Annotated in this window: 8 protein-coding genes and 1 pseudogene; 3 read left to right on the top strand and 6 right to left on the bottom strand. The window is 48.5% G+C overall.

Annotated elements, in window-relative coordinates:
* Window positions 1-2: 2 nt before the first annotated feature.
* From AC5RDV_RS09950 to AC5RDV_RS09925, 6 genes are all read right to left on the bottom strand, one after another.
* Window positions 3-1649, bottom strand: a complete 1647-nt coding sequence (locus tag AC5RDV_RS09950) for a fasciclin domain-containing protein (protein ID WP_282747800.1) — start codon at window positions 1647-1649, stop codon at window positions 3-5.
* A gap of 19 nt (window positions 1650-1668) precedes the next feature.
* A complete protein-coding gene (locus AC5RDV_RS09945) occupies window positions 1669-3687 on the bottom strand; it encodes a fasciclin domain-containing protein (protein ID WP_282747801.1) in 2019 nt (672 codons plus the stop codon).
* Between the two features lie 30 nt (window positions 3688-3717).
* On the bottom strand, window positions 3718-5427 hold the full coding sequence (locus AC5RDV_RS09940; RefSeq protein ID WP_021980186.1) for a RagB/SusD family nutrient uptake outer membrane protein: 1710 nt from the start codon (window positions 5425-5427) through the stop codon (window positions 3718-3720).
* A 24-nt stretch (window positions 5428-5451) separates the two neighbouring features.
* Window positions 5452-8796 (bottom strand): SusC/RagA family TonB-linked outer membrane protein, encoded by a 3345-nt coding sequence (locus AC5RDV_RS09935; protein ID WP_282747802.1) that lies wholly within the window; start codon window positions 8794-8796, stop codon window positions 5452-5454.
* Window positions 8797-8817: 21 nt separating this feature from the next.
* Window positions 8818-11367 carry a fasciclin domain-containing protein gene (locus tag AC5RDV_RS09930; RefSeq protein WP_008630332.1) on the bottom strand — a complete coding sequence of 850 codons (2550 nt, stop codon included), beginning with the start codon at window positions 11365-11367 and terminating at the stop codon, window positions 8818-8820.
* Between the two features lie 98 nt (window positions 11368-11465).
* Window positions 11466-12995, bottom strand: a complete 1530-nt coding sequence (locus tag AC5RDV_RS09925) for a glycoside hydrolase family 43 protein (RefSeq protein ID WP_282747803.1) — start codon at window positions 12993-12995, stop codon at window positions 11466-11468.
* Between the two features lie 336 nt (window positions 12996-13331).
* On the opposite strand from AC5RDV_RS09925, the gene AC5RDV_RS09920 reads away from it, so the two are divergent.
* From AC5RDV_RS09920 to AC5RDV_RS09910, 3 genes and pseudogenes are all read left to right on the top strand, one after another.
* Window positions 13332-14996 carry a glycoside hydrolase family 43 protein gene (locus AC5RDV_RS09920; RefSeq protein WP_282747804.1) on the top strand — a complete coding sequence of 555 codons (1665 nt, stop codon included), beginning with the start codon at window positions 13332-13334 and terminating at the stop codon, window positions 14994-14996.
* 812 nt (window positions 14997-15808) lie between these two features.
* Entirely contained in the window at window positions 15809-16339 is a 531-nt protein-coding gene (locus AC5RDV_RS09915; protein ID WP_008630318.1) for a UpxY family transcription antiterminator, read from the top strand.
* Between the two features lie 66 nt (window positions 16340-16405).
* A pseudogene (locus AC5RDV_RS09910) lies at window positions 16406-16498 on the top strand (PD-(D/E)XK nuclease domain-containing protein); the annotation flags it as partial.
* Window positions 16499-16531: the final 33 nt, after the last annotated feature.

Below are 16531 nucleotides of genomic sequence, written 5' to 3'. Positions count from 1 at the left end.
TGTTATTCATTAGAATCGTTGTTTTCATCTTCGTGCGGTTTGAACACGATACAGTCCAAACGCAGGACACGCGTGTATTTGGAAGTCGAACGGTCACTTTCCACTGTGAAGCGGACTTGAGGTTCGCTCAGCCCGTAACTGCATGTAGGAATTTTGTAATCGCTGGCAACCAGGACGGTATCCACGACATTGGGAACCGTCTCATACGAATAGGTACCGCTAATCGGATTTTTCATTTTGATATCGTTCACTTGCCTGCCATCCTGGTCGTTGTATTTCAACGAAAACTTGACTTTCAGCGGCAGCGTGTCCGTAGCCAACGTGTCGGCAGCTATCGCGGGGGCAAAAACGGCATAAATGTCATAACCGATGTTAGACAGCACATTGGGTATCGTATATCGTATCAACGGCGTCACAGCGGTATTGCGCGGTTCCACCTGCACAAAAGCATTGCCTGACACTTGTCCGTACAACGGATTTCCTGCCGGAACTGCACAAGTAGTGACCGGTTCCTTACATTTGGCCACACTGTCCCGGTAATAAGCATTCTCCGCTTCAATCTTTATTTCCTGAAAAAATGTCGTACGTTTGTCTATCGCCCAATTGTCCGCTATGAATACCTTCCCGTTGCTGCACGTGACATCACGGGCCTCAGCGAAGACCCCGCCTTGGTCGAAAGGACGCAAGCATTTATAGTATCTGTAATTGGCCTCATTCCAGTTGGTCGATACGACAGAATCGTTCAGCGAAGGTTGGATGTTCATATTGAATATCGTACCTTGTATGATAGCCTTGTGCGTCATCAAGTTTTCCATGGAGTCACGCTTTGCGGTAGTATTGTCGTAGTTGAAATAAGCCTTGTATTCCTCATAAAGGCTCTTCCATTGCCGGTCCGTAGGCACTACCATCCAATAGGCACTGTCTTCACGGTTGATGTATCCCAATTCGTCGAACATGACGTTCTTCAGGTTCATCACGGAATCCAGATAGACCGTCTTCCCGTCTACAATCTCCCCCGGGACGCTACGGGAGGGGTCGAACTCATACACGTTATACCGGCTGAAGAAAGACGCGATACTGTCCAGTTCGGCATCCGTACTGAAGTATTCGGACACGTTGGCAAAATATGGGAGCCGGCCATCTACGGTAAACAACACACCATTGCGATAAAGTTCGTTGGAAGTCAGGCACTTCACCCCATTCACTGTGCCATCCGCCAAATAACTGTATTTGCCGTTCAACATCATCATCTGCACTGAATCTCCTGACGGGATGGCAGCATAATTATACATCGCCATGTGGTTTTGCAAGAATTGTTTAATGACAGTGTTGTCGTTATTCTTTATCCGGTTGTTCTTTTGGGTATTGTAAACCTCTGTCAGGCTGTCCACAGCTGCCTCCGTGAGATAGTCGTTAGTGGGAGCGAAAAGGGTAAACATCCGGTCACCGCCGAAATAATATTCATATCCCACATTTTCCACCAAACGTGCAAAATTGGACAGCTCTGGGCGTTTTTGTAACGCCTGCCACAAGGACTCTTCACTGGCCATAGGGTTACCCTGCCCGTAATGTTCATCCCATTCATCACTGCACGAAGCCACGAACGGCAGCAATGCCGCCCAAGCATATTTTATAATTGTCTTTTTCATAATTCGTCGTTTATTCATCTTACAAATCATCCTCTTGCTCTCCTTCATCCGTCACGCCATATACGCTCTTGGGCACCAGTTCCAGATAATCGAGCATGAACTCCGTGCTGCCGTTGTCCGAAACGTTGCGGATACGCAAGAAATGATCCTTGTCAGGATTGATATGCACCGTACAAAGCACAATACGGTAAGTGGATTCACCATTTGCAAATATGTCATGCCGGTCTCCCAATAAATGATAGCCTCCGGCTGCACCACGGTAATATCCTTTGTTCTTCAAAGCCTTCCGTTCTTCAAGTTTCTCGGAGGAAGACATGGCAGATGTGTAATCACTGCGGAAGGCTGTACCCAAAATAGTCGGGTCGGCAAGGCTTTTGGTCATATCCAAAGGTATTCCCTGCGGTACATCGTCGAAATAGATTTGGCCGATACCGCGTGTCGGCTCGCTAGTGAACCCTAAACGAATCTGCCAATCACCCTCAAACGGGACAGGGGGTAACTTGAACGTGAAATCATAATCACCGAACAGGTTCATCTCGTCCCCTTCATAACAGTAGAAGCTCGAATGCGGACGGCGGTAAATAAAATACCCCGCACTCTTCACATTCTTCAAATACCCGTTGGGAAAATAGTAATTACGCCCGTACTTGGCTGTCTCGTCAAAAGGCGGATCGTTGTATCTCGGATCACCGTTCTGCCGGATATCATTCGTCATCAACTCTGGAAAAATCGTAGAGAAATCCATCCGGATACGGCAGTTTTGCACGATGTCGCGGGTGTCAGTGCTAAAGGCCACGATGTCGTTGACATAGAAATACCGCCCGTTCAGCCCCTCTTGCTCATATTCCGGTTCTACCGTACGGCTGACCATGGAACCGTGGATGCTGTAATTGTCGTCATAACGCCGGTTCAGGTAAATCTCCAAGCGTTGGTCGCCCGACATGTTCGTATATTTCCATACCGTAAGCTTCTCCACCTTCATCATCGTACGGGGCAACATCGTCTCATACCAGTCTTCCGGATTCATCAAAGTGGTCTCTATGCCGATGTCGTTCAATGGGGTCAGGTAATTCCACCCCTTCACGTCACGGTCGAGGATATGGTAAGCCATAAAACGGTTCAACGGGTTTTTGCGGTGTTCCAACCGCTCAAAGCTATGGTATTCGGCATTTTTATCTTCCGGATAAACCGCATCATATATCTCACACGCCTTATCGTAAAGCCCCTTGATGTCACCGGGCACGATCCCGTATTTCCTCGACAATACCGAGTCCGGAACGACGAACAACGTAAACCCGTAACGTTTCTCATCAGGAACGGTAGCCGTCTCTTGGTTGATATGGGAAGTGTAGTAATAACGTTCATACAAATCCGGATTCCACGAATCGTCACGAAAGATATTGAGCGAGTCCAACAATCCCGTGGCCTTCAAAGCTGCATAGAACGTCGTAATCTTATCGTTTTGCTCCAACACCTTCGGCAACATCCGGTTGGAGTTTTCCAACACTTCCGTTACGGGTTGCATGATTCCGTTCTCTACCGAGTCGTCTTGAAGTTCGAAAATGACATGGGCAGTCTTGTTGACCATAACCACGGCGTTCCCGTTTTCATCATTGCCATGCCCTATCTCTAAATAACGGCGGTTCATGTTGGTCGTCGGCAACACCCCGTCGTTCATCTCAGAAGTGGAATACATGTTTTCCACCAAATGCGTACGGACAATCGTATCGCAATCCGCGTCCGTCAAATCGTCGAGCGACCTCAACCCTTTTCCTTTGATGTAATCTTGCAAGGCTGCATTGGTCGGAGCGAAACACGTATAAGAACCGTAGGAAGAAAGCATGTCCATCATCCCGGCACGGTTGACCAATGTGGCAAAATCGCTGAACTGTTCGGTCTTTAGCAGGTAGTCGCTCATCATCTGCCCTTTAAAGGTATAGTAATTCATCTCATCCGGTTCATCGGAACATCCTATGAAACCGAACAGGGCCAACAAGGCAGCCAAGCCTCCCCAATATTTAAATACTGACCTTTTCATAATCATCATTTTTTTGTGTTTATACTGTCTTTATTCGTACGAACTACTTTCCCCGCTTGCAAAAGCAGGATTCTGTTCTAAATATAGATTGACTTTCAGTTCGTCCTCGTTATAAGGCCAATAAATGGCCTCCATCCTCGAAAGTTTACTTTGCACGGCAGAGCCGTTCGTCGTATACTTGCGCTTCACCTGTTCCACCAAATAGTCCGTATTGCCCTCACGACGTGCACGACGCACCAAGTCGAACCACCTTTTCCCCTCGAACATGAGTTCCCGTTGGCGTTCGGCCATCACGAGGTTATTCATCGTACTTTTCGTCGTATATAATGTGCTGTCCAAAACTGCCACCTTGTTCTTGTCGCAATTGGAACGAAGGTTTACTGCATTGACCAACTTGAAAGCCTCGGAAAGCTTCGGGTCTTTCCCGTTTTCCCTGTCTACGGCAAGTTGTACCAACGCTTCGGCTTTCATCAGCATGATGTCCGTCAGACGGTAAACGATCCAGTTGGCCGAACAATAACTCGCCCTATAAGCCGTACCGTAGGACACGGACAATTCATCGGACGTGGAAGCAGACAAGTCAATCGTGGCACTGTTTGTAACATACTTGTTAATCTTGAAATCCGTAGAAGTGGAACGCTGTAAGCTTTCATAATAACGTGTATCATACATGTTATTATAAATCTGGTAAGAACGGTCCGGAATATCCGTTGCGATGAAATCGGCAGGACGGAAAAAGCCGGGAAAGGTTTCTTCATTGCCATAACCATGACTCACCGCCTCGTTGGAAAGCATATTGTCATTATCCATGTAAGTCAATTCGAAAATGCTCTCACTGCTGTTGCCGTCCACAAACAATTGGGTATAAGCACTGCCATACATGGTATTGGTACTGTTCGCATCACTAATCAAAGGATACCCTTCCACCAATTTGTCTACCACACCGGTCACAAGGCCGCCATACTCCCGGTACTTTTCATTATACTCTTGCAACTTGGCATTGATGACCGTATCGGCATACCAAATGCACTTTTCATAATCCTGCTTCCACAAATACATCTCACAAAGCATGGCGTGGATGGCATCCTGCGTGATTCTTCCTGTCTGGTATAAAGGACTTGTTTCCGGATAGACCTTCACTGCGTCATTTTGAACCGACTCGAGGTCTTTTATCAACGCGTCCAGAATATCATCGAACTTGCTGGCCGGCAAAGCCAACTGTTGGTTGTCGTCCACGTATGCTTCCGTCGTATAGGGAACATCCCTGAAAGCACGAATCAGGTAGAAATAGCACAAGTCACGCAACGCCGAAGCTTCCGCTACCGTGGCCTTCAAGGCACTCGGGGTATAATCCGGGGACTTTTCTGCCACCTGGGGAGCATATTTTATAATCAAGTTACAACTGTTGATTACGCTATAAAACTTCTCCCATTTCGTGTAGGAATTGTTCGCCCGCAAGTTTTCCTCAAAGATATTGGACAAATCGACATTCGTATTCACGTTGTTGCCCGCCACGATATTGTCCGAACGCACTTCGCCCCAAACCATAAGACGGTACACGAAGTCGCCACTTTGCATCGTAGAGTAACAGCCGCTTATCATATTGTCCACATCGCTTTTCTCGTCCCAGAAATTCTCTAGCACGATATCATTCAAAGGCTTGATGTCCAAAAAATCCCCACAACCGGTAAATGAACATGCGGCTAACGCTGCCGACATTAAGATTGAATATGATTTCATTTTTTCTTCGCTTTTGATTATTATTTAGAAATCGACGGTCACGCCCAAGGTAAACGACTTCGCACGCGGTGTCTGCCCACTGTCTTGTGCCACTCCGTAACTTCCATAATTGATTTCAGGATCCACACCCTTGTATTTCGTCAATACGAACAGGTTGTTCACGCTCACGTAACAGCGCAAGCCTTTAAGCCGCAACGCCCTTGCCACCTTGCTACTGAACGAATAAGACAGTTGCAAATAATTGAGCCGCAGGAACGAACCGTCTTCCACAAACCTGTCGCTGACCAACGTGTTGTAATTGGATACGGCACCGTTGCTCAATGTCCCGTACATGGCTCGCGGAATCGGAGTCACATCGCCCTCCTTGCGCCAACGGTAATTCACGGCCTGGCTTTGATTGTTGTTCGTAATCATGGATTCGGCATCCAAACGGGCCAGGTTCAGAATCTTATTGCCTACACGGTAATTGAACTGGGCATTCAGCCTCCAACGGTCGTAATTCAACGTAAAGCCGAATCCTCCCGTGAGCTTGGGTAATGAAGAGCCGAGGTAGACGATATCCAATTCATTGATGTTCCCGTCATGGTTGATGTCTTCGTAAATGGCATCACCGCCCTTGAAATCATAATCCTTCGATTCGTTTTCAGCATTCGAGAAACAGTATTTCACCCGTTTGGGTTCCCCTTTGCTGTCGCGGATGATTTCCCCGTTGGCATTCAAAACGACCGGAGCCGTCTTTCCGTCTGCCAGGAACTGTTCTTGTTCGGCCACCCCCATGTCCGCAAAAGTCTCATAATGATATTGATATACACCTTTATAACGGAAACCGTAAATTGCCCCGAAAGGATTGTTCAATTGCACGCGCTGCAACACGTTACGGTTTTCTTGTGTAAACTTGGTGTTCAACATATTCAGCACGGTAGCGTCCATTTCAAGAATCTCATTCTTGTTGTTTCCGAATGCCACATTGAAATCGGCAGAAAACTTACCGGCCTTGATAATCCTGTTCGTCGTTATATTGAATTCCCAACCCAAATTCCGCATTTTACCAACATTCCTATAAGCCAATTTGGAGAATCCCGTACTCGAAGGTATGGAGACATCCCTCATCAACATGTCGTCCGTGGTCGAATGATACCATTCCAAAGTCAGTTTCAAACGGTCGTCCAAAAATCCCAAATCCATACCCACATCATACGTGGATTTGGTCTCCCAACGAAGGTCCGTAAGACGCATGTTCGACTGGTTCATGGCATTCATGTCGATATAAGCTGAACCGGTACCGAACTTGCTTTCATAAAGATAATCCTCCGTAGGTTGGTTGCCCACCCTGCCCCAACTGGGACGTATGGAAAGCATGGACAGCCATTTACGGCTCCACTCCATCCAAGATTCGTCAATGATGTTCCAACGTGCGGAAACGGCAGGGAAAACACCCCAACGTTGATCCGGACCGAATTTCGTACTTCCGTCGGCTCGCACGGAGAAATCCAACGAATAACGGCTCTTGTACGAATAGTGCATGGAAAACGTGTAGTAAATGGAACGCCATTGTTTATAACTGGTAGACATACCCTTAATCATGCCGCCCGCGTCAGGACTTTCTATTCCTCCGGAAGGAAGCCCGCGAGATTCCGTGTACTGTTGGTTGTTGTTGCCGGATATGAGGTTGAAGCGCGCCATGGCCATCATAGAATGGTCTTTATTCTTGAAAGCCGGAATGAGCGTCAACGTCTGTTTGGTATCAATGGCCACATTCTTCGAGCTTCCGGTATATCCCATGTTGACATCCCCGTTCCAACTGATGGTTTTCAGTTCTTGCGGATAGAACTTGTCAATATACTCATTGAAAACATTCATGTTCACCCGTCCGTTCCATCTTAGCTGCCATTCATCTTCTGTGGTTCCCAACAGGTTGTATTGGATTTCCAGTTCCGGGGTAATGTCGTAAGTCTTGTCACCGAACTTTGCCAAGTGCGCACTGGCCACAGGATTTACCAGGTCTTTCTGATTCCCGTTGAATACGGAAGAGGCAGACTGGAGCATCTCATAATATCTTCCGGTGGAAAGTCCCGTGCGGGGATCTTGCTCGTAAACGGACATGTTGGGCATCTTTTTATAAGCAATGGCCAACAAGTCATCGTAATTCTTCTGGTTGTCCGTGTAAGTCATGGCAAAGTTCGTCGAAATCTTGATACGGTCGCTCACGTAATAGTCCAAAGCCAGACGAGTGGACAGGCGGTCCAATTTCTGTTGGATGACGGAACCAGTCTCATGGTCATACCCTCCCGATATCCGGAAAGTAGCCTTCTCGCCTCCTCCGGTTACAGAAACGTAATGGTTCTGCCTCAATCCCCATTGGGTCACTTCATCCTGCCAATCGGTATTATTATTGTACTGTTCATACTCCGAAAAGGTAGGGTCGTAGTTCAATTCCGGGATGTTGGAAGCCGTAGAGCTTTGCTCCGGATTGAAATAACTTTCTTTCAGCAACATCGTGTACTCATCGCCCGTCAGCATCTTATAGCCTTCCGGTTGGTAAGTCCCCGTAAGACGCAAGGAATAACTTACGGCAGGTGCTCCCCTTTTACCGCGTTTGGTCTTGATTTCGATGACCCCGTTGGCACCTTGCGAGCCGTAAATAGCCGTGGCAGCAGCATCCTTCAACACACTGATTTCCTCTATGTCTTCGGGATTGACGTTCAACAACTGGGCAAAGGTTTCATCGTTGGCACTGTTGATGTCGAACGTGCTCATGTCCACGTTCCATGTGTTACCGTTCACGACAATAAGGGGGGTTTGGTTGGTCAGCGTACTGATGGAGGACGTTCCGCGCAAACGCATCGTGGTCCCGCTTCCCAAATTACCGGAATTGGAAATGATGTCAAGCCCGGCGATACGTCCTTGCAAAGCTTCATCGACAGTCGTAATGCCCAATCCCTCGAATTCTTTTGTGGATATGGTTTGGGTAGCAAAGCTGACTTCCCTTTCCGGAATAGCAAGCCCCCCGCTGTTCAAACGTTTCTTGGATACGACAGACACCTCTTTCATTACACGTTGTGCAGATTCCAACGTAATGTTGTACACCGTACGGTTTATGGGGAGCGTTTGCGTCTTATATCCCATAAAACTGACTTTCAGCTTATTCTTCGTGCTCTTCACCTTCATGGCAAAATGGCCGTTGAAATCCGTAATCGTAGCGTTGATGTTACGCCCCGTGGCATCCACCTCACACACCGTCGCCCCTATCAATGTTTCCATCTCATCCCGTACCGTACCGCTCACGGACGTTATCTGGGCATGAACCGAACCGACCATAAGCCCGAGCCATAGGACGGTCATCAATATTCTATTATTCATAATGTTCATTTATCAATTCGACATTACCTGTTATTCATATTTCTCCATTTGCTCTTCGTCATACATCAATGCCCCGTCAATCAAATGCACCACGGCGTATGACGAGGTGTATATGGTGTTCTTCCCCGTATCGAAAGCATATTCACGGCACATGTTGTTGTAAAGCCCTTCGGTGGTCACCACGCGCCGTGTCCGTCCGAGGTTGTCGGTCACCGTCATGCCGTCATTGCCCTCCTTATCCACTGTCACACTGTAAAAACGCCGGTTGGCCGGATTCAGCTTGGCCGTTTCATATTTGACCCCGCTTTCGCTCCCGTCACCAATGTACACGGAATTATCCTGTATATGGTAACGCAAGAAATTCACAATCCTGTTTTTAATCCTGTAACGGGCATCGGGGTCGGTCGCATTATCAAAGTCTTCCCAATACGGAAGGACACCTTTCTCGTGCAATTCCTCTATGGCCTTGTTGGTCGGCACATAGACCGTGTAATTGTATGTCTCGAACAGGCGTATGTTCTGGTCTACACAGGAATACTTGTCATCTATTTGGGATGTCAGCAAGTTATAATCCGTCGAATCCGGGTCGCCGCCGCTCAACAGTTCCAGGAAGCGGGAATACTCCTCATGTTCTGTCAATGTCTGGTAAACAGACTTACGGCTTGTCATCAAGATCTCATCATCAATCACGTAGGCTTTTCCGTTACCGTTTTCCGTCTGGTCATAAATCGTAGAAACACTGAGAGGAGCATTTTGCTCAATCTGCAAGCCGCCGCTGATTTTGATATCAGTTCCGTGCCCTTCCACCTTGATAGTCCCTCCGCCTTTCGTCTTGTAATAAGTATGCCCGTCCTCAATGTCACCCACGACAATTACATTTTCCATGATGTCGCTCAGGCGGTTCATGACCGCGTCATTGTCCTTGCCGGAAGAACTGTTGGCATAAACGGTTTCTTTATTATCGGGATCCAAAATCGTCCCCGTGGCCATATCATACTGGTATTTGTAAGCTCCCACGTTCTGCCTGTCAGTATCCCAAAAGAACTCATAAAGCGTAGATGTCCCTTTGCCATAGGTGCAGGGATCCACATACTTCAAAAAAGCTTCATTCGTGGGAAGTATCAGGCTGTAACGCGTATCCATTGAATTCAGGTAGGCATCCAACCCTAATTGCTCGATGGCCCAGTACACCACGCCCATGGTGGTGTTGCGACGCACCAAGGCCGGAAAAGAAACGGAACGATAGGCTGCCGGGGCAAAGACCTTATTCGTCAGGTAAACCACCCCGTTACACCCCATAAAACAACTGTCCACATCCTCTTCCTTTACTCCCATGCTCACTTTGGCATCGTTGGTGATACTCTCGAACTTGGACGGCACATGGTCGACGAATGAAGTAATCATGTTGACATTGATTAATTTGTTCAACACATTGATGTCCACGTTGACCAAAGAGTCATACACATCCTGGAGCGCCTTGCCTTCTCCGTCCCACCACTTTTCCAAAGCCGCATTGGTCGGCACCAACATGGCACCGCAATCATAGTTCAGCGTCTTGTTATAGGTGTTAGTGTACATATACTGGTTCCACTCCGGGTCGAATTCCAAATAACCGGGCACTTGGTTCTGTATGTTATCGGGATCCTGCAAATTCGACCCGCCATTGGCTTGCTTCGCGAAATAACGCAACACATAGACAGAATCCGACGTATTATACAGCCGGTTGTATTCCCGTGTGGCAGCAGCGTCATAAATAGGGGCACTGTACAAATCCAACAGTTTGGCCCACTCGCTCATGACGGGATGCTTATGGATGATTTCCGCCATGTTGTCTGCCGGCGTGATTACTTCCTCCACCTTTTGCACGTAGCCGTTCTTGCACGTGATGTCCGTGGGAGCCAACACCTTTATGCCGTTCACCCACGACTCTGCCGCAGACAAGGATTTGCCATTCGTCAACTTGGCCAAGTCGCCATCCGTGATGTTGTTGGTCTTCATGAACCTTGGCAACAAGTGTATCATGGGCGCACTGCTGTTGTCCCGCATCAGGAGAACCCCGTCTTTACGTCCGCGCACCTTATTCCAATATTTGGTTTGGGGCATGTCCTCCGGCATGATCCGTGCCACGGAATCGTAGACGCTCAACGCCACCTCGCGGCGCATGCACATCCCCTCTTGCGGAGGATTGCCCGGGACGTTCGACAGCAGCTCTATCAGGTAAGCATTGTTCACCATGGAACTGTTGAGCAACATCTTTTTCTGGGCCACGGACAACTGCCCATAGTTCTTCACGTTCCAACCGTTCTCTTTGAAAAAAGCTTCAAAAGCCGCATCGTCAGCAGCAAACAAGGTCTTGCTTCCTGTTTGGTTCAAAACGCTTGCCATGTTCAAATCGTTGATGAGACGAAGCGTGTATTCATAATTACCTTGTTCCTGCAACCAGCCATAAATGGAATTATTCAGCCACGTGGGTTGCCCGACCAGGTTTTCGTCCTGACACGATTGCATTCCAAACGCCGCCAACAAGGCAGCCGCCGCAAAGGTCTTTACTTTAAATCGATGACAAAGACTATTTTTCATTTTTGTTTTTATTGGTTAAATTCTATTTCCAAGCGTAAAGGTAGGCTGAAATAGCCATTAGCACTTTATTTTATGTCGCACGTTGTTTGCGGCATGAATCAAAAAGGCTGTCCCACGTATTTTTTTCCACCTTTTATATATATGCCTCTTCCCGGCTGCGCAATACGCCGCCCGGACAAGTCGTACGGTCCGGACACCCCGTCCCGGCTACCGGTTACGGCTTCACGGGATTCCACACCCGACACCGTCTGTGGCAAAAAGTACCAATAGTCGAATTGCATGAGTTCATTCCGCTTCCCAGTATCCGTGGCACGGAAACGGAAATATATGTCGTGCACCCCGGTGACCACCTCGTTCAGGTCGGCGGCCAGTTCCACCCAATCCTGCACACCGGACACGTCTACCGTGGCCACCACATTCGACTGGCTATCGATACACACCTGTATGAACCCGTCATTCTCCCGCTGCCGTACGCACAGCCGTACGCTCCGCGCCCCTTCCTCGCCGAAATCCACGGCTTTCACCTTCACATAATCCCCCATGTCGAGCGAATCCAAATAGACACCCCGGCTTTCATCCTGTGCCGTACGTACCCCTACCGACAAAGCTATCATCTCGGCCTCCTGCCGGGCGTAGGGCGACACATGGGCCACCGGCTCAGATACCCCTTTCTTGGTCATCGGGATATGGGGAATCGTACCATCCGCATTATACTCGAATTGCTCCACGCAGACCGAACGCCGGAAACCGCTTCCTCCCTTAAGTTTGCCATTATGATAGAAAATGTAGCTACGTCCCTTGAAATCCACCACGGATGGGTGGGTCGTAAAACTCCCGTCGGGAGAGTCCATGATGCGTCCTTGATATTTCCATGGGCCAGTAGGCGAATCGCTCATTGAATAAGACAAATGTTCGGGAATCCCGCCTGCGGCATAAACCAGATAGTATTTTTCTCCACGTTTATACGCCCAAGGCCCTTCCTCATACTTGTCAACGCCCACCAGACGGGTTTGTTCCTCACCGTTCTCGTCCTTGTATTTCTCTTCATATCCGCCCACCGTCTCTTCCGTCAAAGGAATTTCCATGATTTCGCCATTGTAGTCTACCATGCTCCGGGTCAGCTTCACATACCACAGCCCGTTATTTCCCCAATACAAGTAAGCCTGCCCGTCGTCATCAATAAAAACGGTCGGGTCGATGTCGCGTATGTCATGGTTGATAAGGGCGCGTTGCAACGGATCCCGCCAAGGCCCGCAAGGAGACTGCCCCACCAACACACCGATACCCCGCATGTGGATCGGGGCATACATGTACCATTTCCCGTCACGCGGAACCACATGGGGCGCCCACGCCCCGTTGTCGCCGGCCCAACTGAAATCAGCCAACGACGCCACCGTGCCGCAGTCGGTCCAATTCACCATGTCCGTGGTTGTGTACAGTTGCCAAATGGTTTTCTGGTAGCCTTCCCCCTCCTCGTTGTCCACACTGGTATAAAGATAGAGGGTATCCCCATAAACGCAGGCTGCCGGGTCGGCCGTGTAACGTGTCTGTATGATAGGATTCTGCGCCCCGGCCTCTCCGGCAGCCAACATGCAGGCGACAGCCCATGCAAAAAGATTCTTTTTCATTCTCTTTGGTTTTTAAACATATAAATGAACGATGGCAAACTTAATCATTATTCCGGCAACGCTTTTCTTTCTATGTAACAGAAGATTTGCTCCATGTCCAATCCTACCACAAACGGATACTTCCAACCATTTAAAATAAAGGAAGCACACCGGTAAAAAAACGAAAGCACACCGCATTGATACATGACATAAAACATCTGCGACATCAAATAAAAACACGAAACGATGTCTTTCCTATATTTGCAGCATTTGCCGAAATTACCCCACATAGGTATTGAAGAGGGGAAAAACGCAAACACTTGAAGTCAACAAATAAAAAAGTATATAGTATAAACAATGAAACATGTATTATCTCTCTCTATCCTGATGATGGCCAATATGGTTGGCACAGCACAAACGGCACATTTCAACTATTTCTCATACAATGGGGATGACAGCCGTTTCAACAAGGAAATCAATCCGCACAACCAGTACTTCAATCCGATTCTGGCCGGGTTCTATCCCGACCCTTCCATCTGCCGCAAGGGGGACACCTATTATTTGGTCAACTCTTCTTTCTCGTTTTTCCCCGGCGTGCCCATCTTCACGAGCAAGGACCTCGTGAACTGGACACAACTGGGACATGTGCTCGACCGCAAGTCGCAGCTCCCGCTTGACCGCCAAAACGTGTCGGGAGGCATCTTCGCGCCGGCCATCACTTACAACGAAAAGAACAAGACCTTCTACATGATTACGACCAACGTGGGAGCCGGGAATTTCTTCGTAAAGACGAAAGACCCGGCCAAAGGGTGGAGCGAACCCATTTACCTGCCCAAAGTGGGAGGCATCGACCCCTCTTTCTTTTTCGACAAGGACGGACGCGGATATATCGTAAATAACGACGAACCGGTAGGCGGACATGTATACGAAGGCGAACGCAGCATCATGCTCCACTATTTCGACGTGGAAGGCGACAGCGTGGTGGGCGACCCAATCGAAATCGTACGTTCGGGCAGCCATGTGCAGGAGAACCCTATCTGGATAGAGGGCCCACACTTGTACCGCATCGGCAAATATTATTACCTGATGTGCGCCGAAGGAGGTACGGGCGCATGGCACTCCGAAGTCATCTTCCGTTCGAAGAAACCGGAAGGCCCTTGGGAAGAGTTCACCGATGGCAACCCCATCCTGACACAACGCACGGGATTGGACCCACAGCGGCCGGACATCGTGACCAGTGCCGGACACGCCGACCTCGTGTCCACGCCGGACGGTGACTGGTATGCCGTGTTCCTGGCTTGCCGCCCGTATGAGGAAGACTTCTACAATACGGGGCGGGACACTTACCTCTTGCCGGTAAGTTGGGAGAACGGATGGCCGACCATCTTGGAAAAGGACAAGGCCATCCCCACGGTCAACGAAAAGGAAGGGTTGCAACCCAAGGAAAACCACCTGACGGGAAACTTCGGATATTGCGACCGCTTCGCCTCGGACACGTTGGACATCCGTTGGATGTTCTTGCGCAACCCGTCGGACTTTTACACCCTCGACGGAAAGGGATTGGCCCTCCATGCCAAACCAGTGAATATCTCGCAAAAGGAATCCCCCTCAGCCCTATTCGCACGGCAGCAGCACCACACGTTCACTGCCGAAACGGAGGTGACATTCACACCCCGTTCTGCCAAGGAATTGGCCGGTTTCACCCTGTTGCAAAACGAGGAATACAATTTCGTGTTCGGAAAGACGTTGGTAGGCGGCAAGCCTGCCCTCACGCTGACCCGGTCGGAAAAGGAAACGGTACGCATAAGCACAGTGTTCTTGGACGAAAAAGAAACCGCCGCTCCCGTCAAACTGAAAATCTGTGGCAAAGGCCGTTATTATGATTTCTACTACTCCACCGGCAGCCATTGGATGCTGATGGCCCGAGGCGTAGATGCCGTCAACCTGAGTACGAACCGTTCCGGCGGTTTTATCGGTGCCTGCATAGGCTTATACGCCACATCGGACAATCCTTCAAGATAAAGATATTTTTCCGTAAAAGCCTCTACAGAGAGAATTTCCAAAAACATGTTTCATCTTTCAGGTTACATTATAACACACTTATAACAAATCACTTATAAGCTGAACTTTCATCCGGCTATCTTTCAGCCCATATTTCAGCCGTGCCTTGCAGAGAGGTGGAAACCGATCTCGTCATGACACACTTTTTTTCTGCGCCAAACGAAAAATCATTCTCAGCCGAATGATTTTTCGTTTGGCGCAGATTGATTTCCGTTCTTCTACATGACAAGAGGCTGAAAGATGGCCTTTTTATCGTTCAGCCCGCCAACACACTTTATACCAAATAGTTACGGTGAATCCTGAAAGATGAAACATGTTTTTGGAAACTCCCTGTGTAAGGGGATGAAAAAAAGATTGGGGGAATGGACCTATCTCTTCACAAGAGATGAACCACGTCGCAAAGATATACAAAAAAAGTCAATAAAGTGCTAAGTAACAACGAAAAAAATTGCATTTGTTTTCCGTTCATTGTTTTGCAAAATCGTGTTTGCTCAACGAAAAACAAATAAAGGCTGATTCTGATAAACCACTAATCAAATGGAATACAGCATCTTACGCATCAAAAGCTCTAATTAGTTCATCTCTTGTGAAGAGATAGACCACATGAACAGCATGCAAGTGCCGAGGGAAAACGGAATGACAAACATACGGTTGAAAAACGTAATGGATTGCGATTCAAAATCCCATATATTTTGGAAACATCCACATAACAACTTGTCTAACAAGAAAATGCAAAGACAAGTTGGAGTAATAAAAGTACCCCTTTGAGAAAGATGGACGAAACGCCTCAATGGTATGTCTTGCGCGACCTAAGCCGTCCCAACTCCAAGCTATCGGCTTTTGATAAATTGACGGGAAAAGGAATAAAATGTTTCACACCGTTAGTCAGAAAAGTTGTGACGCAGGGTGGAAAACAAGAATGGAAAGATGTGCCCTACATGCGTGACTTGCTTTTCGCCCACAGCACACACGACGTGCTCGACCCGTTCATGGCACCCGGCCTCAGATTGCAATACCGTTACGTGCATGGTGGCTTCAAGGAACCCATGACCGTACGCGAAGCCGACATGGACTGTTTCATCCGTGCCGTGTCCTCCTCCATCTCTTCCAAATACTACCGTCCCGAAGAAATCACCCCGGCCATGCGCAACCGCAGAATACGCATCATCGGCGGTCCGCTCCACGGCTACGAAGGCAGCCTCGTCACAGTACGTGGCACTACCGTGAAACGCCTGTTAGTGGAACTGCCTATGTTGTTGGCAGCCGCCGTGGAGGTAGAACCGGAATTCATACAGCTTCTGTAAGCGAAGATTTCCGCAATAAAGTTTTTACGCCACACTTCATTTTTGTACCTTTGCTATTGCACATCCGAACGTTTCGCCTTGTGCGGCCTGCCCGTGGTGAAAATCGGAATCAACTTTGACATGGAACGGCATACGCTGAAAGATTGGGTGATCGGATAAACCGCCGATGACACGTGCTTTCCGAATGGGGAG

The organism is Paraprevotella sp. (assembly GCF_986071375.1).
This window is presented reverse-complemented; position numbering and strand designations above follow the sequence as displayed.